The following is a 22,137-nucleotide window of genomic DNA, read 5'->3' as shown; positions in this document are numbered from 1 at the left end:
CGCTTTCCCGCGGTAAAGCGGCGATGATGGCCCGGCGGCGCGACGCGGGCAACCGCTCCGCCCGGCCCAGTGCAACGGCGTCGGCAATCGGGGTAGCATCCCCGCTTATGCAAGGGTACGGACGGCGTCGTTGAACTGGTGGGGCAAGCTCGCAGGCGGCCTGCTGGGTCTCGCTACGGGCCGGCCCCTGTTCGCCCTGCTCGGAGTAGTGCTGGGCCACCAGTTCGACCGGGGCTATGCGAAATGGCGGGCATCCCGGGCCGGGCCGACCCGGCTGCCCGCCGAGTTTCTGCGTATCACCTTCGAGACCATGGGCCACCTGGCCAAGGCCGACGGGCGGGTGAGCGAAGCCGAGATCGGGGCCGCGCGCCGGATCATGCACGAACTCGGGCTGTCGGCCGAGGACACCCGCTCCGCCGTCGAATGGTTCAATCAGGGCAAGCGTCCGGATTATCCGTTGCGCGGCCGCCTGCAGCGTCTGGCGGCGCTGGCCGGCCGCGGTGACGAACTCGGCCGCGCATTTCTGCGTCTGCAGCTGCGCGTCGCCCTTGCCGACGGACGCATGCACCAGCGCGAGCGCGCCATGCTGTGGACCATGGCGGGGGAGTTCGGCATCGGCCGTGTGGAGTTCGCCCAGATGGAGGCCGTGCTGCGGGCCCAGCGCGGTTTCGCCCGTTCGGAACGGGGCCGTGCAGAGAGGAAGCTCGTCGACCAGGCCTACGAGGTCCTGGGCGTGCCGGAGTCCGCCAGCGATACGGACATCAAACAGGCCTACCGTCGCCTGATGAATCGCTACCACCCGGACAAACTGGCCTCGAAGGATCTCAGCCCGGAGGACCTGGCGGGCGCGCAGCAGCGCACCCGGGAGATCCGCAACGCCTACGAGTCGCTGAAGGCCCGGCGCGGTTTCAGGTAGGGCGGGCCGGGTATACACGGCGCGCGCGCTTGGCTACAGTGCCGTGCCACACAACACCGGAGACAGCGTCGTGCAGCCCGTGATCGCTCCTTCCATCCTGTCGGCGGACTTCGCCCGGCTCGGCGAAGAGGTGGACGCCGTGCTCGCGGCCGGCGCCGGTATGGTCCACTTCGACGTGATGGACAACCATTACGTGCCGAATCTGACCGTGGGCCCGCTGGTCTGCGAGGCCCTGCGCAATTATGGCGTGACGGCGCCCATCGACGTCCACCTGATGGTGGAACCCGTGGATCGCCTGATCCCCGATTTCGCGGCGGCCGGTGCGAGCTACATCACCTTCCATCCGGAGGCCTCGCGTCACGTGGACCGCAGTCTCGCGCTGATCCGCGAGCAGGGCGTCGGCGCCGGGCTGGTGTTCAATCCGGCCACGCCACTCTCGTGGCTCGAGCACGTGATGGACAAGCTGGACATGATCCTGATCATGTCGGTGAACCCCGGTTTCGGCGGGCAGAAGTTCATCCCGGAGGCGCTGACGAAATTGCGCGCCGTGCGCCGGCTCATCGATGAATCGGGCAGGGAGATCCGGCTGGAAGTCGACGGCGGCGTGAAGGTGGACAATATCAGCGAGGTGGCGGCCGCCGGTGCCGATACGTTCGTGGCGGGCTCGGCGATATTCGGCAGCGAGGACTACGCCGCGACCATCCGCGCCATGAAAGAGAATATAGCGAAGGCCCGGAAGGCGGACTGAACCGCCGCCGGCGGACGGCTAGCGTTTCGGCCGGGCGCCGTAGACGACGATGGTCTTGCCGTTGGCAGAGACCAGGCCCTGCTCCTCCAGCACTTTCAGGACCCGGCCGGCCATCTCGCGGGAGCAGCCCACCAGACGGGAGAGTTCCTGGCGGCTGACCTTTATCTGCATGCCGTCGGGATGTGTCATGGCATCCGGCTCGTTGCACAGATCCATGATGGCGTGAGCGACGCGGCCGGTGACGTCCACGAAGGCCAGATCACCGAGCTTGCGGTTGGTGCGATCCAGCCGACTGGCCAGCTGGGTCGCCAGCTCGAAGACCAGGCCCGGGCTCTCGCTGGCGATCTGGCGGAAGCGGGGGTAGGTCATCTCCGCGATCTCGCTCTCGGTGCGGGTGCGCACCCACGCACTGCGCGTCGGCTGTTCGTAGAAGAGGCCCATCTCGCCGAAGAACTGCCCCTTGTTGAGGTAGGCCAGCACCATCTCGTTGCCGTCCTCGTCCTCGATCATGACCTCGACCGAGCCGTCGACGATGTAGTAGAGGATGTCGGGGAGGTCGCCGGCGTGGATCATCACCGTCTTCGACGGGATGGTGCGCACGCGGCAGTAGCTGAGGAACCGGTTGATGGCCGGTACGTCGCTCAGATTCTTCGCTGTCGTTGGCATTCGAGCCCCCTCGCTGGATCCAACAGCTATTTTGTGACAGACGCTCAACAAGGGCAAGCCGGGGGCCCCGGCACATCGCTAGAACCAGTAGGCGGTCCGGGTCATCACCTTCGCCGTGGCCCGCATCAGTCCGCGCACCGGGGCGGGCAGGCGGCTGCCGCCGGACTCCGTGGCGGCGGCGCCGTGCACCGCCTCTTCCTCTGCCATCTGCTGCAGGATGGCCCGGCTGCGTTCGTCCTCGACCGGCAGCCGGTCCAGGTGTCCGTTCAGGTGTTCGACCACCTGCCGCTCGGTCTCCGCGATGAAACCGAGGCTCCAGCGGTCGCCGGCCAGTCCGCTCAGCGCGCCGATGGTCCAGGCGCCGGCATACCAGAACGGCGCCAGCCGGCTGGGTGCCGCGTCCAGCTCCTGCAGCCGCTGCGCGCACCAGCGCAGGTGATCCGTCTCTTCCTCGGCCGCCTGGTGCATCTCCTCGGCCACGGCCGGGTCCCGCGCGACGACCGCATGCCCCTGATACAGGCCCTGCGCGGCGACCTCGCCCGAGTGGTTCACCCGCATCAGCCCCGCCACGTGGCGCGCCTCGGCAGGAGAGAGCGTCGCCTTCGGCCGGTCCGCCCCCGGATTGGGGCGGCTGCCGCCCGGCGGTGCGAACAGGGTTCGCAGCGCATTGTCGGCGCTCGCGATAAAGCGGTCTGCAAGGCTCTGGTCGCGGTTGCTCACGGCCGGATTATAGCAAGCGGCGGGGCGCGTTCCCGCCCGTGTCCGGCTTCGTCGAGCCCTTCGAATCAGGAGTGCATTTTTGTTCCGTTTGGCCTAGCATTCGCCTCCGCAGACCCGGGGCGCCGCCACAGCCGGCTCCCCCGGCGCACGACGAATCAACAGGAGCGAGGACGATGAGACGGGCAGTTTGGATCCTGGCACCGCTGGTGCTGGTGGCGGCCGGCAGTGCCTTCGCCGCCGAGGACGAGGGCCCCTGGGATGGCAAGGTCACCCTGGGTTATCTGGCGACCAGCGGCAATTCGGACAGCCTGAGCGTCAATGCCGGGGCGGAAGTGGGTTATACCACCGGCCGCTGGCATCACGTTGCGGAGGCCTCCGCGGTGGGTGCCCAGCAGGAGGAGGAGACGACCGCGGAAGCCTACAAGGCCGTGTGGAAGTCGGAATACAGCTTCAGCGAGACGGACTACGTCTTCGGCCGCGTCCGCTGGCAGAAGGACAAGTTCAGCGGCTACGATCAGCAGATCACGGAGTCCGTCGGCTACGGCCGCCGCATCCTCCACAGCGACCGTCACACGCTGAACGCCGAGGTGGGCGCCGGTGCCCGGCAGTCGGACCTGCGCGACGGCACCTCCGAGGAGGAGATGATTCTGCGCGGGGCGCTGGACTACACCTGGCAGATCAGCGAGACGGCGGAATTCGGCCAGAACTTCAGCGTCGAGTCGGGCTCGGAGAACACCTTCATGGAGTCCGTCAGCGAGATCAAGGCCAGCCTGGTGGGCGGTCTGGCGCTGGTGGCCTCCTATACCATTCGCCGCAATACCACGGTTCCCGCGGGCAGCGAGAAGACCGATACCTTCACGGCCCTGTCGCTGGAGTACGCTTTCTAGGGCGTCCGGGCCGGCGGCGGCGTTGCATCGCCCCGCCGTGGAGGCTATAATTTCGCGCTTTTCGTCGTCCGCACGAGCATTTTTCCTGCCGCGCCGACGGCTCGCGGCTCCCCCTGGGGGCCGGATTTCAACAGAAACCGGGCACTTTTGAGTTCCGGTCACTTTATATTCGAGTAACAGTCGATGAAGACCTTCTCTGCAAAACCGGCCGAAGTCCGCCGCGACTGGTATGTCGTGGATGCCACGGGCAAGACACTGGGCCGCCTCGCCACCGAGGTCGCGCGCCGGTTGCGTGGCAAGCACAAGCCGGAATACACGCCCCACGTGGATACCGGCGACTACCTCATTATCATAAACGCCGAAAAGGTGCGGGTGACCGGCAACAAGCTGAAAGACAAGATGTACCATCACCACACCGGCTACATCGGGAACCTGAAGTCCCGCTCTCTCGAGCAGATGCTGGACAAGGCGCCCGAGCGGGTCATCCAGTCGGCGGTGAAGGGCATGCTGCCCCGCAACCGGCTCGGCCGGCAGATGCTGGGCAAGCTGAAGGTCTATGCCGGCCCGGAGCATCAGCACAGCGCACAGCAGCCGATCGAGCTCGATATCTGAGCCGTCGGCACGGGGAATAGAACATGAGTGACATGCAGTTTTACGGTACCGGTCGACGCAAGACCTCCACGGCCCGGGTGTTCCTGAAGCCCGGCGAGGGCAAGATCACGGTCAACAAGCGTCCGCTGGATCAGTTCTTCGGGCGCGAGACGGCCCGGATGATCGTCCGTCAGCCGCTCGAGCTGACCAAGCTCGACGATCGCTTCGACGTGGACGTGACCGTGATCGGCGGCGGTACCACCGGCCAGGCCGGCGCCATCCGCCATGGCCTGACGCGGGCGCTGATGGAGTATGACGAGTCTCTGCGCAGCGGCCTCCGCAAGGCCGGATACGTGACGCGTGACGCGCGTGAAGTGGAGCGCAAGAAGGTCGGCCTGCGCAAGGCCCGCCGCGCCACCCAGTTCTCGAAGCGTTGATCGCGGCCGCGCGACAGGGTTATTGGGGGATCGTCTAGCGGTAGGACATCGGACTCTGACTCCGAGAACCCAGGTTCGAATCCTGGTCCCCCAGCCAAATACGAGAGGGCCCCGCCAGGGGCCCTTTTGTTTTTGGTGGGGACTTCGCGGATGAGGACCTTTGTTCGAACCGAGGCCCGCCTGCGGGCCGACAGACGGCGAGCGTAGCGAGCCGCCCGGAGGGCGAGGGCCGCAAGGCCCGAGTCAATCCTGGTCCCCCAGCCAAATACGAGAGGGCCCCGCCAGGGGCCCTTTTGTTTTTGGTGCCAGTCTTTTTTGGGCGCTCAGCGCTGCATCGTGCGCACGCCGTCGCGCCCTGCAACCAGCAGCACGTCGGCGGGTCGATGTGCGAACAGGCCCGCTGTTACGACGCCCGGCAGCTGATTGAAGCGCGTCTCCATCTCCACCGGATTGGCGATGGAGAGGTTGTGCACGTCGATGATGTGGTTGCCGTTGTCGGTCACGAAGTTCTCGCGCCAGATCGGCTGTCCGCGATAGCGGATGATCTGCCGTGCGATATAGGCCTGCGCCATCGGGATTACCTCGATGGGCAGCGGGAAACCGCCGAGCATGCCGACGAGTTTCGAGTCGTCGATGATGCATACGAACTTGCGCGAGGCAGCGGCGAGCACCTTCTCGCGCGTGAGCGCCCCGCCACCGCCTTTGGTCAGGTGGAAGTGTTTGGTGGCCTCGTCCGCGCCGTCGATGTAGAGGTCCAGATCGCCGACGCTGTTCAGTTCACTGACCTCGATGCCTTTGGCTTGCAGGCGCCGAGTCGTCTCGCTGGAACTCGACACGACACTGGTGAGGCGATCGGCTAGTTCCGGCAGGAACTCGATCAGTTCGTTGACCGTGGAGCCCGTGCCGACGCCGAGGGCGGTCCCCATCTCTATGTACTCAAGCGCCGCACGGGCGGCCTGGCGTTTCTTCTCTGTCTGGTCCATTGCGGTTCCCGGCTCTGTTTCGTTGTCCGTGACATCGGCACTGGGGCGGCCGTCTTCTGCCGGCCTCTTGTACCACCGGCCCCGGTCACCGCGCCATCCCCGTGCCCCAACGGAATGTGCCCGCCGGAGCGGGCACATTCCTCAAGTCGGGATTCCGTCGCCGCACTGCTCCCTGCGGAGAGTGTCAGCGACCGGTAAGGCTCTGGGCTACTTACCGATTCCCACTGCGCTCAGCGCTTCCGGCTAGCCTTCTTCTTGCTAGCCTTCTTTCTGCTGGCCTTCTTCTTCGAGGCCTTCTTTTTAGAGGCCTTCTTCTTGGTCTTCTTCTTCACGGTCCGCTTTTTCTTGGCAGCCTTCTTCTTGGTTGCCTTCTTTTTAGCGGCCTTTTTCTTGGCCGCCTTCTTCTTGGTCTTCTTCTTCACGGTCCGCTTTTTCTTGGCGGCCTTTTTCTTGGTCGCTTTCTTTTTAGTGGCCTTCTTCTTGGTCGCCTTTTTCTTGGCGGCTTTCTTCTTGGCGGCTTTCTTCTTCGTTGCTTTCTTCTTGGTCGCCTTCTTCTTCACGGTGCGCTTTTTCTTCGCTGCCGTCTTACGCGCAGTGGTCTTCTTCTTCGACACCTTCTTCCTTGCCGGTGCCTTACGCGCAGTCGTCTTGCGCTTCGACGCTGTCTTCTTCTTTCGCGTCGTCTTCTTTTTCGATCTAGCTGTAGTAGCCATATGTCATCTCCGTGTCGGGGTACCCGGCGTTGAGTATATACATAAACACTGAAAATTCCAGCAAGTTTCCAGACACGCGCACTGTTGCATGAACAGCATTGCGGTAACGATGAAGTTGTTCGTCGCTGCCATCGATGCGATGTGATCGATGCGACGTGATCGATACGACGTCAGTGTCGGAAGCGATGCATGCCGTTCTCGGTTGCGGCTGCGAACAGCGGAATGTCCCATGCGGCGGCGGGTATGGCGGCGACTCGCTGACACGAGAAAGCTGCACCGACGAGTTTCGGATGCAGCCAGTGTCTGCGATGACGCAGGAAGGCAAAGCACCGGTCGTAGTATCCGGCGCCCATGCCGATGCGGTTCCCGGCATCGTCGAACGCGGCGAGCGGTGCGACGACGAGGTCGAGTTGCCGCGCAGGGATTGCGTCGAATGCGCCTTCGGGTTCCCAGATGCCGTAACGGTTGCGTACGAGAGACGCGTCCCGCGACAGGCGGACGAAGTGCATGCGCCCGGTCGCGCCGACCACGGGTACGTGGACCATGCGGCCAGTAGCGAACGCCTCCACGAAGAGGTCGCTCACATCGACTTCGGCAGCCGCGGCAAAGTACAGACCGATACGCCGTGCGGCATGCCAGAGCGGGCTGTGCGAGAGATGGCGGCAGATGGCGGCGGAATGATGCTCACGCGCCGCGTGATCGAGCGCGAGGCGGGCCCGCTGTCCGGCTTGCCTGTGTCTTGCACGCTCCGCCTGCATCGGCGCCCTGTCCTGAGGGAAAGAGGTGGCACCTCCCGCCTGTGCCGTCACCAGCCGTCGCTCTCGAACCAGAGCGTAAGGTGGGGTCGGCCGAGACAACGCAGGCTTTCCGCCGTATCGCGGATCTGCGCAATGTTGCCTTCAGGCTTTTGACCCCGACGTTGATAGTTAGGGTCGAAAGGCTTCCCAGCCGATGTCGAACACTGCAGGAGGTGCCGTAACTGTTCTATGACCGCCCGCGGCGGCCCGGGTTCAGAAGTCGAACTGCCGGCTGTCGCCCAGCACAGCCTCCACTCTGTCGGACAGCGCCCTGATACGTCCGGCCACGTTACCCTCGAGCGCCTCGTCGCGGGCACGCGCCTTGATCAGTTCGTTCGCCATGTTCAGCGCTGCCATGACGGCGATCCGATCCGTACCGACAACCTTGCCGCTGTCACGGATCTCTTTCATCTTCGAGTTGAGCAACTCTGCGCTGTCCAGCAGATCCGATTTCTCGTTAGCCGGACACGATACCTGGTATTCCTTCTCCAGGATACGCACGCTCACGTGGGCATACATGTCGTCCATCGTCGTTTATCCGTTGCCGCCGTGTTCCGGGCGCGGCGTCAGGCGCCGTGCTCCATGGATTTCAGCCGGCCGATCATGGCCTCGACGCGTGCACGCACCTGCTCGTTTTTCTGCAGCAGGCTCGCGCGCTCTTCGATGAGCGTGTCCTGCCGGTGGCGGAGCGAGCGGTTCTCCTCGCGGAGCTGATTGCAGACCGCCACGAGCTCGTCCAGACGTTTCTCCAGACGCTTCAGTTCGTGCGCGAACGCCTGATGTACCTGATCGCTCATGGGAGCAATATAGTAGTGAGCGGGAATCCGGTCAATTGACGGTGTCCCGTATTGGAGGTGCCGCGGCAGTGTTAGGATGTCGCCTGGGCTGCGCGCGGCCGGCCGGAGTCCCGTGTCGTCGGAGCACTCCTCGGACAAGAAAGCCGGACCACTATGTCGGACCACCCCAACCCCATACACACGAGACTACAGGAGACCCTTTCTGCGGCCGGGGCGACCTGTGACGTGCCGGAGGCCCACGGCACGCTGTGCAGCCTCGTATGCCTGCATGGCAGCCGTGCCGGCCCGCGCTGGATAGCGAGCCTGTTCGGGAACGAGCCGGTGCCGGCGGATGCTCGCCGGGCGCTGCTGGACATCGCGAGCGAGACCGCGGCGGAACTCGAAGACCCTTCCTTCCGCTTCGCGCCCCTCCTGCCGGCCGACAGGGCGCCGATGGGCGAGCGAGCGGGCGCCATGGCGCACTGGGCCCAGGGGTTCCTCCACGGTTTCGGGGAGGCGGGCAGCCGGCCGGCACTGGCGGAGCGGCTCGGACAGGAGCCCCTCGCCGAGCTCCTTTCCGACCTCAGCGAGATCACGCGGGCGACGGCCGACGAGGCGGAAGTCGCAGAGGAAGGCATGGATGCCGACGAGGAGGCCTGGGCCGAGCTGGTCGAGTATCTTCGCGTGGCCGTCCAGCTTTTCTTCCTGGAGCTGGCGGCCATTCGGGGCGACCGGCACGAGGCGCCTTCCGGGCTCCAGTAGCAGCCGGCGCGCATCCCGCTCCGGTACAATGCGCACTCACGCCCCGCGGGGCGCCGACCCGGCCGACCGACAGGACCTTATGAATCCGAAAGAATTCGCCAGACGCCGCCGACAGCTGATGCGCATGATGGGCCGCGACTCCATTGCCATCCTCCCTGCCGCACCCCTGCGCCATCGCAGCCGCGACGTGGAGTTCGGCTACCGCCAGGACAGCGACTTCTATTATCTCACCGGTTTCGCCGAGCCCGAAGCCGTCGCCGTGCTGGCGCCGGAGCGCGAGCAAGGCGAATTCGTGCTGTTCTGCCGCGAGCGCGACGCCGAACGCGAGCAGTGGGACGGGCATCGTTCCGGCACCGAGGGGGCGGTCGAGACCTATGGAGCCGACGACGCCTTCCCGGTGGCCGATATCGACGACATCCTGCCCGGCCTCATGGAGTCGAAACCGCGGGTGTTCTACACCATGGGCATCTACCAGGAATTCGACCACCGGGTGACCGAGTGGGTGAACACGCTACGCCGCACCGTGAAGATGGGCGGCCATACGCCGCAGGAGTTCGTGGCGCTGGATCACCTGCTGCACGACATGCGCCTGTACAAGAGCCGCGCGGAGATCGCCGCCATGCGCAAGGCGGCGAAGATCGCCGTGGACGCGCACAAACGGGCGATGCAGGTGACGCGACCGGGCATGCAGGAATACGAAGTGGAAGCCGAGTTCCTGCACGAGTTCCGCCGGCGCCGGGCCGAGCCGTCCTATCCGCCGATCGTGGGCGGGGGCGCGAATGCGTGCATCCTCCATTACACGGACAATGCGGCCGAACTCGCCGACGGCGATCTGCTGCTGATCGATGCCGGCTGCGAGTACGACTATTACGCCTCGGACGTCACGCGCACGTTCCCGGTGAACGGGCGCTTCACGCCGGAGCAGCGCGCGGTCTACGAGATCGTGCTGGAGGCGCAGCTCGCCGCCATCGAAAAGACCCGCGCCGGCAATCACTGGAACGATCCCCATGATGCGGCGGTGCGGGTGATCACCAGGGGGCTGAAGAAGCTGAAGCTCCTGGACGGCAGCCTGCCGCGGCTGATGAAGGACGAGGCTTACAAGCCGTTCTTCATGCACCGTACCGGTCACTGGATCGGTATGGACGTGCACGACGTCGGCGACTACAAGGTGGGCGACGAATGGCGGGTGCTGGAGCCGGGCATGGTCACCACCGTGGAGCCGGGCATCTACATACCCGCGAAGCGCGGCATACCGAAACGCTATGCAGGCATCGGCGTGCGCATCGAGGACGACGTGGCCGTGACCCGGGACGACCCGGACGTGCTGTCGAAGGGTCTGGCGAAGGATCCGGACGAGGTCGAGGCGCTCATGGCGTCGGGATGAGAGCATGACCGAGCGATACGACATCATCATCGCGGGCGGCGGCATGGTCGGCGCCAGCCTCGCGCGGGCGCTCGCGCCGCTCGGTCTGCGCTTGGCCGTCGTCGAGCCGGTGGAGCCGGGGGCGGCGTCCCAGCCGAGCTTCGACGACCGTTCTACGGCGCTGTCGCGTGCCAGCCAGCGGGCCTTCACCGCCATGGGACTGTGGCCTGCCATCGCGGCGACGGCGACGCCCATCCGCGCCATCCATGTTTCGGATCGCGGCAGCTTCGGTTTCTGCCGCATCGAGGCGAAAGAGCAGGGCGTGGAAGCTCTGGGCTACGTCGTCGTGAACCGGGTGCTGGGACAGACCCTGCTCGCGAGCCTGGCGGAGGAGGGCGGACCGCGACTCTATCGCCCCGCGCGGATCACCGCGGTGGCGCAAACCGGCGAGTCGGTGACCGCCACCGTGGCCTGGGAGGACGGCGGGCGCGAGGAACGGCTGGAGGCGGCCCTGCTGGTCGCAGCCGACGGGGCACGATCGGCGGTGCGTACCGCCGTCGGCATCGGCATGCGGGAGCGTCCCTACCGCCAGGTGGCCATCACCGGTAATCTGGCAACGTCCCGCCCCCACGACAACATCGCCTACGAACGCTTCACGAAGGACGGTCCGGTGGCGCTGCTGCCGTTCAGCGAGGGCCGCAGCGCGTTCGTCTGGACACTGCCGCCCGCGGAGGCGGAGCGGATGACGGCACTGGACGACGAGGCGTTCCTGGCGGAGTTCCAGGCCGTCTTCGGCTGGCGTCTCGGCCGTCTGAGCCGGGTGGGCCGCCGGGTGGCCTATCCGCTCTCGCTCACCCGCGCGGAGCGCTTGCATGCGGGCCGGGTCGTCGCCATCGGTAACGCGGCGCACGGGCTGCATCCGGTGGCGGGGCAGGGCTACAACCTGGGCATGCGGGACGTGGCGGCGCTGGCCGACCTGGTTGCAGAGGCCGTGGCGGAGGGCGAGGACCCGGGCAGCCCCGCACTGCTCGCGCGCTATGCGGACTGGCGCCGCGGCGATCAGCGCAAGGTGGTGGGTTTCACCGACGGCCTGGTGCGGCTGTTCGGTAGCGAGCGCGAGACGGCCCGCGCCGCCCGCGGCATCGGCATGCTCGGCCTCGATATCATCCCCGGCGCCAAGCGGGCGTTCGCGCGCCACACGATGGGACTGGCCGGGCGCCTGCCGCGCCTGTCCCGAGGAGTGCCGCTCAGGTGAGGCCGGAGGTCGAAGTCGCCATCGTCGGAGCGGGCATGGTCGGTCTCGCGCTGGCCGCCCTGCTGCGCCGGGAAGACGAGTCCCTCCGTCTCGCGGTGATTGACGCCGGCGCCCCGCCGGCCTTCGACGAGAGTGCCGACGTCGGCCTGCGCGTCTCTGCCGTCTCGCCCGGCTCCGCCGCGCTGCTGGCGCGCTGCGGCGCATGGGAGGCGGTGGAGCGAACCCGCATGGGGACCTACGGTGCGATGTGCGTCTGGGATGCCCGCGGCAGCGCGGACGGCGGCGAGGCCGTGCGCTTCGGCGCCGACGAACTCGGCCTGCCGGAACTCGGGCACATCGTCGAGAACGAGCTGATCCGGGACGCTCTCTACGGCGCACTGGGCCGCGAGAATGCCACCCTCCACTGGCATTTCGGCGCCCGTGTCGAGGGAGTCGAGGCGAATGAGCGCGCGGCCAGGCTCGTCCTGGCCGACGGCGGCCGCGTGGACGCCGCACTGGTCGTGGGTGCGGACGGTGCCCGTTCCGCCGTGCGCGCGCTAGGGGGACTGCCGGTGCGCAGCCGGCGTTATCCCCAGGATGCCCTCGTGACCCACGTGCGGCCCGAGCGGGACCACCGCCGGACCGCGTGGCAGCGCTTCCTGCCGTCCGGGCCCGTGGCGCTGCTGCCGCTGGGCGACGGGCGCTGTTCGGTCGTCTGGTCCACCGATACCGCGGAGTGCGAGAGGCTGATGGCCCTCGACGACGTGCAGCTGGGTGAGCGCCTGACCGACGCCACGGACGGCGTACTCGGCACCCTCACGGTGGCCGGCCCGAGGGGCAGCTTCCCGCTCGCCGCCTCGTACGCTCCCGACTACGTCGGCCACCGGCTGGTCCTGGCCGGCGACGCCGCGCACTCGGTGCATCCGCTGGCCGGTCAGGGCGTGAATCTCGGTTTCAGCGACGCCGGCGAACTGGCGCGCTGCATCACGGCGGCCCGGCGCGGCGGCGAGGATCCCGGCGACCGGCCCGTGCTGCGGCGCTACGAGCGGGCGCGCAAGGGCGAGAACATGCGCACCCTGATGTTCCTCGATGCGCTGCAGCGCTTCTTCGGTGTGGAGTCGCCGGCCGTGGCGAGGATCCGCATGGACGGTATGCGCCTGTTCAATCGCATCGGCCCGCTGAAGCGCATGGCCGTGCGCCACGCGACGGGACTGGCGGAGACGGCCTGACGGCCGCGCGGGCGACATGGGCAGACGCTATCTCATCGTCATCGCCGCGCTGCTCACAGCGGCGGGGCTGTCGATGTTCGCCTACAAGTGGCAGGTGCTGGGCCTGCCGGTCACCGAGGACCAGCAGACCACGGTGTGGACCGTCGAGGCGGCGGTCAGCTTCATCGGCGGCCCGGGCTCCATCAAGGCCACGCTGCAGCTGCCGACGCTGACGCCGGGCTACACGCTGCTCACGGAGAATTCTGTATCGAAGGGCTACGGATTCAGCGTCAACTTCGACAGCGGCGGCCGCGAGGCGCAGTGGGCGATCCGCCGTGCCGACGGCCCGCAAACGCTCTATTACCGGGCCGTACTGTACGAGGATCCGTCCAGCCGGCAGTCCGACACGACGCCGCCGTTCCCGCCGCCGCCCACGCTGGAGGAGCCCTTCAATACGGCCATGCAGGTGCTGGTGGACGAGGTGCGCGAACAGTCGGCGGACCCGGCATCGTTCACCGCCGAGTTGCTGCATCGCCTGAACGATCCTTCGCCGGGGCAGAACGTCGAGCTGCTGCTCAGCCTGTCCGAGACCCGCGCCGGGTTCGTCTCGACGGTCACGAAGATACTCGCGGCGGCGCGGATTCCCGCGCGCATGATGCGCGGCATCATGCTGACCGGCCAGAGCCGTCAGGCCGAGATCATCCCCTGGCTGGAGATCCACGACGGATTTCGCTGGGTCAACTTCGATCCCCGTACGGGCGAGGAAGGCCTGCCGGACGACTACCTGGTCTGGTGGCGCGGTACCCAGCAGCTGGCGACCGTGCAGGGCGGCAGCGGGCTCGAAGTGAACCTGGCCATGCAGCAGAACCAGCTGGACACCCTGGAGGTGGCAGGCCAGCGGGCCGAGCAGCGCCGCTCCCGGCTGGTGGAGTTCTCGCTGTTCAGCCTGCCGATCCGGACCCAGGCCGTGTACGCCGTGCTGCTGATGATCCCGATCGGCGCGCTCGTCATGGTATTGATGCGCAACTTTGTCGGTGTGCAGACCTTCGGCACGTTCATGCCGGTGCTGATCGCGCTTGCCTTCCGCGAAACCCGGCTGATCTGGGGCATCGTCCTGTTCACGTTGCTGGTCTCGCTCGGGCTCTCGATCCGCTTCCTGCTGGAGCGCCTCAGGCTGTTGCTCGTGCCCAGGCTGACGGCCGTGCTGATCGTCGTGGTGCTGCTGATGCTCCTGATCAGCATCGTGTTTCACAAGCTCGGCCTGGAGACGGGGCTGTCTGTGGCGCTGTTCCCAATGGTGATCATCGCGATGACCATCGAGCGGATGTCCGTGATCTGGGAGGAGCGGGGGCCGCGGGATGCCATCAATGCGGGGCTCGGCAGCCTGGTGGTGGCGGCGCTGGCCTATCTGGCGATGGGAATCGACTGGCTGCAGCACATGGTCTTCACTTTCCCGGAGCTGTTGCTGATCGTGCTGGCTCTCGTGCTGCTCGCCGGCCGCTATACCGGCTACCGGCTGGTGGAGCTGGCGCGCTTCCGCGGGGTGCTGGAGCGATGAGCTTCCGGCTGTTCGATCCCCGCGCCAGGATTCGCGCGCTCCGCGCGGCCGGGGTCCTCGGCCTGAACCAGCGCAACGCCCGGTTCATCATGGAGCACAACCAGCGCCGCTTTTATCCGCGCGTTGACGACAAAGTGCTCACGAAGACGCTCGCCATCGAGGCGGGCATGGCCGTGCCCGAGCTCTACGGCATCATCGACAACCAGGGGGATACGGGCCGCGTCCCCGAGATCGTGGGCGAGCACCAAAGCTTCGTGGTAAAGCCGGCTCACGGTAGCGGCGGCGACGGCATCATCGTGGTGTCGGGCCGGCGGCGCGACCGTTATCGGCTGGTGGACGGACAGATCTGGGACGGCGACACACTCGATTTCCACATCTCGAACATCGTCGGCGGTCAGTACAGCCTGACCGGCGAGCCGGACACGGCGCTGATCGAGTACTGCGTGCAGTTCGATCCGCTGTTCGAGCAGGTCAGTTTCCAGGGCGTGCCGGACATCCGGGTGATCACCTACCGGGGCTATCCGGCGATGGCCATGGTGCGTCTGCCCACCAAGGCGTCACACGGCAAGGCAAACCTGCACCAGGGTGCCGTCGGCGCGGGTATCGACATGGCCGGGGGCGTCACGCTGGACGGTGTCAGAGGCAACGAGATCGTGGAGGAGCATCCGGATACCTATCACCCTATTGCCGGCCTCAGGATTCCCGAGTGGGATTTCATCCTGACTTCGGCAGCAAGGGCCATCGACGTGACCGGCCTTGGCTACGTTGGTGTCGACATGGTGCTCGACCGGGATCTCGGCCCGCTGATCCTGGAGATGAACGCGCGCCCCGGACTCAACATCCAGCTGGCCAACCGGGCAGGCCTGCGGCCCCGGCTGGAGACGGTGGACCGGGACTATGATGCGGCGGCGACGCCGGCGCAGCGGGCGGCGTTCGCCCGGGAACGATTCCCGGCGCACGCGGCCATGTAGGAGGGCCTTCAGGCCCGATCCATTAGACGAATCGGGCCTGAAGGCCCTCCTACATTTTTTGTTTAGGCGCTCTTGGCTTCCGGCAGCGGCGGGAATTTCGGCGGACGGTCGCCCAGTCTGCGTGCCTCGCGGATCATCGCCGGCAGGTCGCTCCGGGCCAGGTCGAACAGCTGGTCGAAGCTCTCCAGTACGAAGTACAGCGGCTGGTAGATGTCGATGCGGTAGGGGGTGCGCAGCGCCTCGATCGGATCGAAGGGCACGCGCTCCGGCTCGTCGCTTTCGACCGCGTAGCGGGTTTCGCCCGGCGAGGAGCAGATGCCCGCGCCGTAGCTGCGAATGCCTTCGTCGGTCTCGATCAGGCCGAACTCCACGGTGAACCAGTAGAGCCGCGCCAGCATCTCCCTCTCGGCGTCGCTCGCTGCGAGGCCGGCCTTGCCGTAAGCCTCCGTGAAGGCGGCGAACCGGCTGTCCGTGAGGTGTGGCGTATGGCCGAAGATCTCGTGGAAGATGTCGGGCTCTTCCAGGTAGTCCAGTTCCTCGGGCGCGCGGATGAACGAGGCGGCCGGGAACATCCGGTTCGCCAGCAGTGAGAAGAACTCGTCCAGCGGTATGAGCGCCGGCACCGGCTTGACGCCCCAGCCGGTACATTCGCGCAGCACGGTCGAGACCTCCGGACACTGGGGCACCCGGTCCTCGGGCAATCCCAGCACGTCCAGCGCCTCGACGAACGCGCGGCAGGCCCGCCCCGGCAGTACCTGCTTCTGGCGGGTGATCAGTTCACGCCAGACGGCATTCTCCGCCTCCGTGTACTGGATCAGGCCGTCGGCGTCCGGTGTCTTCGCGGTATAGGTGATTCCTTTGCCCATGATTCTGCCGTTGCTTGTACCTGAGAAAAGAATAACTCCCGAGAGGCGCAAATCAATTCCAAATTTGCATCCTGTGGCGCTGAAAGGGCAAGATTCTTCTTCTAAAGTGTCTATTTTAGGGAGAAATTACCTATGGACAGCTACGACCGCCGTATCCTCTCGGTGCTGCAGCGCGACGCCCGCATCTCCAACCAGCAGCTTGCGAAGGAGGTGGGACTGTCGCCGTCGCCGTGCTGGCGGCGGGTCAGGCGGCTGGAGGAATCCGGCGTCATCGAGCAATACGTGGCGCGTCTCTCACGCCAGGAGCTCGGCTTCCCGGTGCTCGCCTACGTGCAGATCTCGCTGGAGGATCACCATCCGGACACCATCCGCGAGTTCGACGAGATGATCCGCCGCTGCGACGAGGTGCAGGAGTGCTGCTCGATGAGCGGCCAGTACGACTACCTGATCAAAGTGGTCGCCCGGGACATGGAGGGCTACGAGGATTTCCTGAGCGGCAAGCTGCTGCGGCTCACCGGCGTGCAGACGGCCAACACCAGTTTCGTGCTGAAACAGAAGAAGTCCACCTCCGCCCTGCCGCTGTGACGAGGCGGCCGCTGGTCACCCGGTCGGCGGATACGTTATGATCCGAAGCCCGATCGACAGGCTCCGCGGGAGAGTATCCGGCACGACCGGATCGCCGAAGGCGCAACTCGCCCGGAAACGCTCAGGCATACGGACTGCGGACGCTGATTGGCTCTGGAGAGTGGCCGGTAACGGCCCACCGAAGGTGTGCGGCGGAAGGCCCATCGCGGGGCCCGCCCGATCTCTCAGGTAACCGGACAGAGGGGCGATGGACGACCACGTCCGTCGCGTTCCCGTCAACGGAGGAGCCAGCATGGGCAATCGCACACCTCTCTACCCCCTGCACGTCGATGCCGGCGCCCGCATCGTGGACTTCGGCGGTTGGGACATGCCGCTCGCCTACGGCTCCCAGCTCGCGGAGCATCGGGCCGTGCGGGAGTCGGCCGGCATGTTCGACGTCTCGCATATGACCGTCGTCGATCTCGCCGGCGACGGGGTCACGGATTTTCTGGCCCGCCTGCTGGCGAACGACATCGGCAAGATCGAGGGCACGAACCGGGCTCTCTATACCTGCATGCTGAACGAGGACGGCGGCGTGCTGGACGACCTGATCGCCTATCACCGCGGGCCGGGCGACTACCGCCTGGTGGTCAACGCCGCCACCCGTGAGAAGGACATCGCCTGGATGCGCCGGCAGGCCGAGGGCCACGCCGTCGGGATCACCGAGCGCGCGGACCTGGCCATGCTGGCCGTGCAGGGGCCGGAGGCACGGGAGAAAGCCGCCGCCCTGCTGCCTGGCGACCGGCGCGAGGCAGCTCTGGCCATGAAGCCCTTCACCGCCGGCGAGTACGGCGACTACTTCGTCGCCCGCACGGGTTATACGGGCGAGGACGGCTGGGAGATCATCGCCGCAGGAGACACGGTGGTCGCCGCCTGGCGGGCGCTGGCTGCGGCCGGGGTGCAGCCGTGCGGCCTCGGCGCGCGCGACACGCTGCGGCTGGAGGCCGGCCTCAACCTGTATGGCTCGGATATGGACGAGACGACGACGCCGCTGGAATCGAACCTCGCCTGGACCGTGGCCTTCGATCCGCCGGGGCGGGATTTCATCGGCCGGGCGGCGCTGGAGCGGCAGAAGGAAGCCGGCGTGCCGCGCCGTCTCGTGGGGCTCCTGCTGGAGGGCAGGGGCGTGCTGCGCAACCATCAGCCGGTGCTCGCCGGCGACGCGACGGTGGGCGAGATCACCAGCGGTGGTTTCGGGCCCACCGTCGGTGGATCCATCGCGCTCGCCCGCATCGATGCCGGGGCGGAGGAACCTCTGACGGTGGATATCCGCGGGCGGCACCTGCCCGTGCGCATCGTCAGGCCGCCGTTCGTGCGTAACGGCGAAGTGAAAGTCTGACAGCGCTATTCGGACAAGACGACATCCGGCGACATGCCGGCCAGGAGGAAGAGAGATGAGCGAAGTACCCGGCGACCTGAAATACACGAAAGACCACGAGTGGTTACGCCTCGAGGACGACGGCTCCGTGACCCTCGGCATCACGGATCACGCCCAGGAATCGCTCGGCGACCTGGTCTTCGTCGAACTGCCCGAGCAGGGCGACAGCGCCGGGACAGGCGACGGCATCGCGGTGGTGGAGTCGGTGAAGGCCGCATCGGATGTGTACGCGCCGTTCGAATGCACGGTGGACGAGGTCAACGGCACGCTCGCCGACGAGCCTGAGAAGGTGAACAGCGATCCGTACGGCGACGGCTGGATCGCGCGGCTCACGCCGGCCTCGCCGGCGGCGCTGGACGACCTGCTGGACGCCGAAGCCTACGAACAGCTGCTGGCCGAGGCCGAAGACTGAGCGAGGAACACGACCATGCCCTTCATCCCGCACACCGAAGAAGACATCCGCGCCATGCTCGACGCCATCGGCGTGGATTCCATCGGGCGGCTGTTCGAGGAGATCCCGGCCGAGCTGATCATCGACGACCTGCCCGGGGTGCCCGACGCGCTGGGTGAGATGGAGGTGACGCGGCTCATGCGCGAGCGCGCGGCGCGCGACGGCTCGCCGCTGTGCTTCATCGGCGCCGGCGCCTACGAGCACCACATCCCGGCCGCGGTCTGGCAGGTCACGACCCGCGGCGAGTTCTACAGCGCCTACACGCCGTACCAGGCGGAGGCGAGTCAGGGCACACTGCAGGTGATCTACGAGTACCAGACCATGATGGCCGGGCTGACGGGCATGGACGTCTCGAACGCCTCGCTGTACGACGGCGCCTCGGCGCTGGCCGAGGCGGCGCTGATGGCGGTGCGTGCCAACCGCAAGGCGAGGTCGCGCCGCGTGCTGCTGGCCGCGGGCGTGAACCCGGTCTATCGCAAGGTCGCCGAAGCCATCGCCGGCACCCAGGGGCTGGAGTTCGACTACCTGCCACTCGATCCCGCCACCGGCCTCACGCGCCTGGAGGCGCTGGCGGAGGCGGGCGAGCCGCCGGTCGCCGTGGTGATCCAGCAGCCCTCGTTCCTCGGCACCCTGGAGGACATGGACGCGCTGACGGATCGCGCCCGCGCGCTCGGCGCGCTGGTGATCGCGGTGGTGAACCCGACCTCGCTGGCGGTGCTGAAGCCGCCGGGCGAGTGGGGCCAGGAGGGAGCCGACATCGTCTGCGGCGAGGGCCAGCCCCTCGGCGTGCCGCTGTCCTCGGGCGGGCCGTACTTCGGTTTCATGGCTGCGCGCAAGAACTTCGTGCGGCAGATGCCGGGCCGCATCGTCGGGCGCACCGTAGACCTGGACGGCAAGCCGGGCTTCACGCTGACGCTGCAGGCGCGCGAGCAGCACATCCGCCGCTCCAAGGCCACCTCGAACATCTGTACCAACCAGGGGCTGATGGTCACGGCGGCCACCATCTATCTGTCGCTGCTCGGCGAGGAAGGCCTCGCCCGCGTGGCCACCGAGTGCCACGACCGCACGGTGGCGCTGCGCGATGCGCTCACCGCCGTGGACGGCGTGGAGCCGGCGTTCGACACGCCCTTCTTCCACGAGGCCGTGCTGCGGCTCGACCGGCCGGTGGCGCCGGTGCTGGAGGACCTCGCGGCCCGGGGCGTGCTCGGCGGCTACGACGTGAGCGCGGACTATCCGGAGCTCGGCGACGCCCTGCTGGTGTGTGCCACCGAGACCAAGACCGATGCCGACATCCGGCGCTATGCAACGGCGCTGGCCGAGGTTCTCGCCGGCGGCGAGGCCAGGCGCGCCGCGGGCTGAAGCATGGCTAGCGTCACCTTCCGCGGCAAGCAGTGGCACACGGCGGGCGATCTGCCCACCGTCGGCTCCCGCGCGCCGGACTTCCGGCTGGTGGACGGCGAGTTGCGCAACCTGCATCTCTCCCACTGGCAGGGGCAACGCAAGATCCTGAATATCTTCCCCAGCATCGACACGCCGGTGTGCGGGCAGTCCGTCAAGGTCTTCGACGGCCACGCCCGGGAGCACGAGGACATCGTGATGCTGATGATCTCGGTGGACACGCCGTTCGCCCAGCAGCGCTTCGCCCGGGAATGCGAGCTCGCGGGCGTCGAGACGCTCTCCGCCGTACGCTCCGAGGGTTTCGGCGAGCACTACGGTGTGCTGATCGAGGACGGCCCGCTCGCCGGCTTCTTCGCCCGCGCCGTGCTGGTGCTGGACGAGAACGACACGGTGGTGTATCGCCAGCTCGTCGACGACATCGGCGACGAGCCCGACTACGAGGCCGCGCTCAGGGCGCTCGGCCTCGACCAGTGAGACGAGGACAAGCAAGCAGATGACCGACAAGCTGATATTCGAACGCTCGCGGCCCGGACGCCGCGCCATGGCCCAGGCGCCGGCGGGCGAGAAGCTGCGCCCGGACCTGCCGGAGAAATACCTGCGCGCGACGCCGACGGCGCTGCCGGCGGTCTCGGAACTGGAGACGGTGCGTCACTACACCCGCCTGTCGCAGCAGAACTTCTCCATCGACACGCACTTCTACCCACTGGGTTCGTGCACGATGAAGTACAACCCGAAGGCGTGTAACACGCTGGCCATGCTGCCGGAGTTCCTCGGCCGTCATCCCTACGGCGACGTCTCCCACGGCCAGGGTTTCCTGGAGTGCATGTACGAACTGCAGGAGATGCTGAAGGCGGTCACCGGCATGAAAGCGGTGTCGCTGACGCCGATGGCGGGCGCCCAGGGCGAGTTCACCGGCGTCGCCATGATCCAGGCCTATCACCATGCCCGCGGCGACCACGAACGCAACGAGATCCTGGTGCCCGACGCGGCCCACGGCACCAACCCCGCCACCGCCACCATGTGCGGCTGCAAGGTGGTGGAGCTGCCCACGGACGACAGCGGCGACGTGGACCTGGACGCGCTGCGCGAGGCGGTGGGCCGCAGGACGGCGGGCATCATGCTGACCAACCCGTCGACGCTGGGCGTGTTCGAGCGCCACATCCTGGAGATCTCCCGTATCGTGCACGACGCGGGCGGACTCATGTACTACGACGGCGCCAACCTGAACGCGGTGCTCGGCAAGGTACGCCCCATCGACATGGGCTTCGACGTCATCCACATGAACCTGCACAAGACCTTCTCCACGCCGCACGGCGGCGGCGGGCCGGGGTCGGGCGCGGTGGGCGTCGGCGAGAAGCTCGCCCCCTACCTGCCCGTGCCGATCGTCGGGCGGGACGAGACGCCGGCCGGCGCCCGTTACCGCTGGCTCGACGAGAAGGACCTGCCGGACAGCATCGGCCGGCTGTCCGGCTTCATGGGCAACGCCGGCGTGCTGCTGCGGGCGTACGTCTACATGCGCATGGTCGGCCGTGACGGCATGCGCCGCATCGCGGAGTTCGCCACGCTGAACGCGAACTACCTGATGGCGCGCCTGCGCGACCAGGGCTTCGACCTGGCGTTCCCCGACCGCCGCGCCAGCCACGAGTTCATCGTCACGCTGAGGCGCCAGGCGAAGACGCTGCACGTCACCGCCATGGACTTCGCCAAGGCGCTGCTCGACCACGGCTACCACGCCCCCACCACCTATTTCCCGCTGCTGGTGCCCGAGTGCCTGCTGATCGAACCCACCGAGACCGAGTCGAAGGAGATGCTCGACGGCTTCGTCGCGGCGATGGTCGCCATCGCGGAGAGGGCTGGGAGCGATGCCGACTACGTGCACGGCGCCCCCTACACCACGCCGGTGCGGCGCCTGGACGACGTGAAGGCGGCCAAGGAGCTCGACCTGGTCTGGCGGCCGGACGCGGCCTGAGCGACATCCGCGCGCGGCCGTGCCGGCGGCCGCCCGTGCGGAACTTTGCGCGCCAGTACCGGACTCAGATGATTGCGATCTGCCACAATGCGGCGCTTTGCGAGCCGCCGCCGGGAGCCTC

The 22,137-nt window shown here is 67.2% G+C and carries 25 protein-coding genes, 1 tRNA gene, 1 other RNA gene and 1 riboswitch; of the genes, 18 read left to right on the top strand and 9 right to left on the bottom strand.

What is annotated here, in order from left to right; translation table 11 throughout:
- Window positions 1-130 precede the first annotated feature (130 nt).
- The gene (gene djlA / locus ACJMKZ_RS15380) at window positions 131-916 is read left to right on the top strand and encodes a co-chaperone DjlA (RefSeq protein ID WP_405234081.1); all 786 of its coding nucleotides are present in this window, start codon (window positions 131-133) and stop codon (window positions 914-916) included.
- A gap of 70 nt (window positions 917-986) precedes the next feature.
- A complete protein-coding gene (gene rpe / locus ACJMKZ_RS15375; protein WP_405234178.1) occupies window positions 987-1,664 on the top strand; it encodes a ribulose-phosphate 3-epimerase in 678 nt (225 codons plus the stop codon).
- Between the two features lie 18 nt (window positions 1,665-1,682).
- Here the strand turns inward: rpe and crp are convergent, their stop codons facing one another.
- Window positions 1,683-2,330: a cAMP-activated global transcriptional regulator CRP gene (gene crp, locus ACJMKZ_RS15370; RefSeq protein ID WP_405223615.1), complete on the bottom strand. Its 648-nt coding sequence runs from the start codon at window positions 2,328-2,330 to the stop codon at window positions 1,683-1,685.
- 78 nt (window positions 2,331-2,408) lie between these two features.
- On the bottom strand, window positions 2,409-3,050 hold the full coding sequence (gene coq7 / locus ACJMKZ_RS15365) for a 2-polyprenyl-3-methyl-6-methoxy-1,4-benzoquinone monooxygenase (RefSeq protein ID WP_405234080.1): 642 nt from the start codon (window positions 3,048-3,050) through the stop codon (window positions 2,409-2,411).
- Window positions 3,051-3,223: 173 nt separating this feature from the next.
- Here coq7 and ACJMKZ_RS15360 point away from each other — a divergent pair, with 173 nt between their 5' ends.
- From ACJMKZ_RS15360 to ACJMKZ_RS15345, 4 genes are all read left to right on the top strand, one after another.
- Window positions 3,224-3,937, top strand: coding sequence for a DUF481 domain-containing protein (locus ACJMKZ_RS15360; RefSeq protein ID WP_405234079.1), 714 nt, complete (start codon window positions 3,224-3,226; stop codon window positions 3,935-3,937).
- A 183-nt stretch (window positions 3,938-4,120) separates the two neighbouring features.
- A complete protein-coding gene (gene rplM / locus ACJMKZ_RS15355; protein WP_405234078.1) occupies window positions 4,121-4,549 on the top strand; it encodes a 50S ribosomal protein L13 in 429 nt (142 codons plus the stop codon).
- A 23-nt stretch (window positions 4,550-4,572) separates the two neighbouring features.
- Complete coding sequence (gene rpsI / locus ACJMKZ_RS15350) at window positions 4,573-4,965, top strand: 30S ribosomal protein S9 (protein WP_405234077.1); 393 nt, start codon at window positions 4,573-4,575, stop codon at window positions 4,963-4,965.
- Window positions 4,966-4,988: 23 nt separating this feature from the next.
- Window positions 4,989-5,062 (top strand) — tRNA-Gln (locus ACJMKZ_RS15345).
- A 226-nt stretch (window positions 5,063-5,288) separates the two neighbouring features.
- On the opposite strand, the gene rpiA is transcribed toward ACJMKZ_RS15345, so the two are convergent.
- The 6 genes from rpiA to ACJMKZ_RS15315 all read right to left on the bottom strand — a co-directional run bounded on the left by rpiA (window position 5,289) and on the right by ACJMKZ_RS15315 (window position 8,255).
- Window positions 5,289-5,948, bottom strand: coding sequence for a ribose-5-phosphate isomerase RpiA (gene rpiA, locus ACJMKZ_RS15340; RefSeq protein WP_405234076.1), 660 nt, complete (start codon window positions 5,946-5,948; stop codon window positions 5,289-5,291).
- Between the two features lie 230 nt (window positions 5,949-6,178).
- Window positions 6,179-6,661, bottom strand: a complete 483-nt coding sequence (locus ACJMKZ_RS15335; protein WP_405234074.1) for a hypothetical protein — start codon at window positions 6,659-6,661, stop codon at window positions 6,179-6,181.
- A gap of 170 nt (window positions 6,662-6,831) precedes the next feature.
- Window positions 6,832-7,419: a 5-formyltetrahydrofolate cyclo-ligase gene (locus ACJMKZ_RS15330; RefSeq protein WP_405234073.1), complete on the bottom strand. Its 588-nt coding sequence runs from the start codon at window positions 7,417-7,419 to the stop codon at window positions 6,832-6,834.
- A gap of 28 nt (window positions 7,420-7,447) precedes the next feature.
- Window positions 7,448-7,634, bottom strand: a non-coding RNA gene (gene ssrS, locus ACJMKZ_RS15325) — 6S RNA.
- Between the two features lie 37 nt (window positions 7,635-7,671).
- On the bottom strand, window positions 7,672-7,986 hold the full coding sequence (locus ACJMKZ_RS15320; protein ID WP_405234072.1) for a cell division protein ZapA: 315 nt from the start codon (window positions 7,984-7,986) through the stop codon (window positions 7,672-7,674).
- A gap of 38 nt (window positions 7,987-8,024) precedes the next feature.
- A complete protein-coding gene (locus ACJMKZ_RS15315) occupies window positions 8,025-8,255 on the bottom strand; it encodes a TIGR02449 family protein (protein WP_405223599.1) in 231 nt (76 codons plus the stop codon).
- A 153-nt stretch (window positions 8,256-8,408) separates the two neighbouring features.
- Here ACJMKZ_RS15315 and ACJMKZ_RS15310 point away from each other — a divergent pair, with 153 nt between their 5' ends.
- The 6 genes from ACJMKZ_RS15310 (at window position 8,409) to ACJMKZ_RS15285 (ending at window position 15,330) form a co-directional block, all read left to right on the top strand.
- Window positions 8,409-8,996, top strand: coding sequence for a UPF0149 family protein (locus ACJMKZ_RS15310; protein WP_405234071.1), 588 nt, complete (start codon window positions 8,409-8,411; stop codon window positions 8,994-8,996).
- Window positions 8,997-9,075: 79 nt separating this feature from the next.
- Window positions 9,076-10,380 carry a Xaa-Pro aminopeptidase gene (pepP, locus tag ACJMKZ_RS15305; protein WP_405234070.1) on the top strand — a complete coding sequence of 435 codons (1,305 nt, stop codon included), beginning with the start codon at window positions 9,076-9,078 and terminating at the stop codon, window positions 10,378-10,380.
- A gap of 4 nt (window positions 10,381-10,384) precedes the next feature.
- Window positions 10,385-11,614 carry a 2-octaprenyl-6-methoxyphenyl hydroxylase gene (ubiH, locus tag ACJMKZ_RS15300; protein ID WP_405234069.1) on the top strand — a complete coding sequence of 410 codons (1,230 nt, stop codon included), beginning with the start codon at window positions 10,385-10,387 and terminating at the stop codon, window positions 11,612-11,614.
- The gene (locus tag ACJMKZ_RS15295; protein WP_405234068.1) at window positions 11,611-12,822 is read left to right on the top strand and encodes a UbiH/UbiF/VisC/COQ6 family ubiquinone biosynthesis hydroxylase; all 1,212 of its coding nucleotides are present in this window, start codon (window positions 11,611-11,613) and stop codon (window positions 12,820-12,822) included. Before ubiH ends, ACJMKZ_RS15295 begins: the two co-directional genes overlap by 4 nt.
- A 16-nt stretch (window positions 12,823-12,838) precedes the next feature.
- Window positions 12,839-14,359 carry a UUP1 family membrane protein gene (locus ACJMKZ_RS15290; protein WP_405234067.1) on the top strand — a complete coding sequence of 507 codons (1,521 nt, stop codon included), beginning with the start codon at window positions 12,839-12,841 and terminating at the stop codon, window positions 14,357-14,359.
- Window positions 14,356-15,330 carry an alpha-L-glutamate ligase-like protein gene (locus tag ACJMKZ_RS15285; RefSeq protein ID WP_405234066.1) on the top strand — a complete coding sequence of 325 codons (975 nt, stop codon included), beginning with the start codon at window positions 14,356-14,358 and terminating at the stop codon, window positions 15,328-15,330. The genes ACJMKZ_RS15290 and ACJMKZ_RS15285 overlap by 4 nt, the downstream gene beginning before the upstream one ends.
- A gap of 62 nt (window positions 15,331-15,392) precedes the next feature.
- On the opposite strand, the gene phhA is transcribed toward ACJMKZ_RS15285, so the two are convergent.
- Window positions 15,393-16,196 carry a phenylalanine 4-monooxygenase gene (gene phhA, locus ACJMKZ_RS15280; protein WP_405234065.1) on the bottom strand — a complete coding sequence of 268 codons (804 nt, stop codon included), beginning with the start codon at window positions 16,194-16,196 and terminating at the stop codon, window positions 15,393-15,395.
- 132 nt (window positions 16,197-16,328) lie between these two features.
- Here phhA and ACJMKZ_RS15275 point away from each other — a divergent pair, with 132 nt between their 5' ends.
- The 6 genes from ACJMKZ_RS15275 to gcvPB all read left to right on the top strand — a co-directional run bounded on the left by ACJMKZ_RS15275 (window position 16,329) and on the right by gcvPB (window position 22,016).
- Entirely contained in the window at window positions 16,329-16,781 is a 453-nt protein-coding gene (locus tag ACJMKZ_RS15275) for an Lrp/AsnC family transcriptional regulator (RefSeq protein WP_405234064.1), read from the top strand.
- Between the two features lie 56 nt (window positions 16,782-16,837).
- Window positions 16,838-16,928: riboswitch (glycine riboswitch) on the top strand.
- 145 nt (window positions 16,929-17,073) lie between these two features.
- Window positions 17,074-18,159 carry a glycine cleavage system aminomethyltransferase GcvT gene (gene gcvT / locus ACJMKZ_RS15270; protein ID WP_405234063.1) on the top strand — a complete coding sequence of 362 codons (1,086 nt, stop codon included), beginning with the start codon at window positions 17,074-17,076 and terminating at the stop codon, window positions 18,157-18,159.
- Between the two features lie 55 nt (window positions 18,160-18,214).
- A complete protein-coding gene (gene gcvH, locus ACJMKZ_RS15265; protein ID WP_405234062.1) occupies window positions 18,215-18,610 on the top strand; it encodes a glycine cleavage system protein GcvH in 396 nt (131 codons plus the stop codon).
- 15 nt (window positions 18,611-18,625) lie between these two features.
- Window positions 18,626-20,008: an aminomethyl-transferring glycine dehydrogenase subunit GcvPA gene (gene gcvPA / locus ACJMKZ_RS15260; RefSeq protein WP_405234061.1), complete on the top strand. Its 1,383-nt coding sequence runs from the start codon at window positions 18,626-18,628 to the stop codon at window positions 20,006-20,008.
- A 3-nt stretch (window positions 20,009-20,011) separates the two neighbouring features.
- Window positions 20,012-20,521 (top strand): thiol peroxidase, encoded by a 510-nt coding sequence (tpx, locus tag ACJMKZ_RS15255; RefSeq protein WP_405234060.1) that lies wholly within the window; start codon window positions 20,012-20,014, stop codon window positions 20,519-20,521.
- Window positions 20,522-20,540: 19 nt separating this feature from the next.
- On the top strand, window positions 20,541-22,016 hold the full coding sequence (gene gcvPB, locus ACJMKZ_RS15250; protein WP_405234059.1) for an aminomethyl-transferring glycine dehydrogenase subunit GcvPB: 1,476 nt from the start codon (window positions 20,541-20,543) through the stop codon (window positions 22,014-22,016).
- Window positions 22,017-22,137 lie beyond the last annotated feature (121 nt).

The sequence above is a fragment of the Lentisalinibacter salinarum genome, from assembly GCF_040706555.1.
GTDB lineage: Bacteria > Pseudomonadota > Gammaproteobacteria > Steroidobacterales > Woeseiaceae > Lentisalinibacter > Lentisalinibacter salinarum.
The sequence above is the reverse complement of the archived record's forward strand: the minus strand, read 5'-3'. Positions and strand labels throughout refer to the sequence as shown.

What these genes read in the sequence shown, in the direction of transcription:
- crp (WP_405223615.1), bottom strand. Translation starts at nt 2,330, where the DNA reads ATGCCAACGACAGCGAAGAATCTGAGCGACGTACCGGCCATCAACCGG.
- ACJMKZ_RS15360 (WP_405234079.1), top strand. Translation starts at nt 3,224, where the DNA reads ATGAGACGGGCAGTTTGGATCCTGGCACCGCTGGTGCTGGTGGCGGCC.
- rplM (WP_405234078.1), top strand. Translation starts at nt 4,121, where the DNA reads ATGAAGACCTTCTCTGCAAAACCGGCCGAAGTCCGCCGCGACTGGTAT.
- rpsI (WP_405234077.1), top strand. Translation starts at nt 4,573, where the DNA reads ATGAGTGACATGCAGTTTTACGGTACCGGTCGACGCAAGACCTCCACG.
- rpiA (WP_405234076.1), bottom strand. Translation starts at nt 5,948, where the DNA reads ATGGACCAGACAGAGAAGAAACGCCAGGCCGCCCGTGCGGCGCTTGAG.
- ACJMKZ_RS15335 (WP_405234074.1), bottom strand. Translation starts at nt 6,661, where the DNA reads ATGGCTACTACAGCTAGATCGAAAAAGAAGACGACGCGAAAGAAGAAG.
- ACJMKZ_RS15330 (WP_405234073.1), bottom strand. Translation starts at nt 7,419, where the DNA reads ATGCAGGCGGAGCGTGCAAGACACAGGCAAGCCGGACAGCGGGCCCGC.
- ACJMKZ_RS15320 (WP_405234072.1), bottom strand. Translation starts at nt 7,986, where the DNA reads ATGGACGACATGTATGCCCACGTGAGCGTGCGTATCCTGGAGAAGGAA.
- ACJMKZ_RS15315 (WP_405223599.1), bottom strand. Translation starts at nt 8,255, where the DNA reads ATGAGCGATCAGGTACATCAGGCGTTCGCGCACGAACTGAAGCGTCTG.
- ACJMKZ_RS15310 (WP_405234071.1), top strand. Translation starts at nt 8,409, where the DNA reads ATGTCGGACCACCCCAACCCCATACACACGAGACTACAGGAGACCCTT.
- pepP (WP_405234070.1), top strand. Translation starts at nt 9,076, where the DNA reads ATGAATCCGAAAGAATTCGCCAGACGCCGCCGACAGCTGATGCGCATG.
- ubiH (WP_405234069.1), top strand. Translation starts at nt 10,385, where the DNA reads ATGACCGAGCGATACGACATCATCATCGCGGGCGGCGGCATGGTCGGC.
- ACJMKZ_RS15290 (WP_405234067.1), top strand. Translation starts at nt 12,839, where the DNA reads ATGGGCAGACGCTATCTCATCGTCATCGCCGCGCTGCTCACAGCGGCG.
- ACJMKZ_RS15285 (WP_405234066.1), top strand. Translation starts at nt 14,356, where the DNA reads ATGAGCTTCCGGCTGTTCGATCCCCGCGCCAGGATTCGCGCGCTCCGC.
- phhA (WP_405234065.1), bottom strand. Translation starts at nt 16,196, where the DNA reads ATGGGCAAAGGAATCACCTATACCGCGAAGACACCGGACGCCGACGGC.
- ACJMKZ_RS15275 (WP_405234064.1), top strand. Translation starts at nt 16,329, where the DNA reads ATGGACAGCTACGACCGCCGTATCCTCTCGGTGCTGCAGCGCGACGCC.
- gcvT (WP_405234063.1), top strand. Translation starts at nt 17,074, where the DNA reads ATGGGCAATCGCACACCTCTCTACCCCCTGCACGTCGATGCCGGCGCC.
- gcvH (WP_405234062.1), top strand. Translation starts at nt 18,215, where the DNA reads ATGAGCGAAGTACCCGGCGACCTGAAATACACGAAAGACCACGAGTGG.
- gcvPA (WP_405234061.1), top strand. Translation starts at nt 18,626, where the DNA reads ATGCCCTTCATCCCGCACACCGAAGAAGACATCCGCGCCATGCTCGAC.
- tpx (WP_405234060.1), top strand. Translation starts at nt 20,012, where the DNA reads ATGGCTAGCGTCACCTTCCGCGGCAAGCAGTGGCACACGGCGGGCGAT.
- gcvPB (WP_405234059.1), top strand. Translation starts at nt 20,541, where the DNA reads ATGACCGACAAGCTGATATTCGAACGCTCGCGGCCCGGACGCCGCGCC.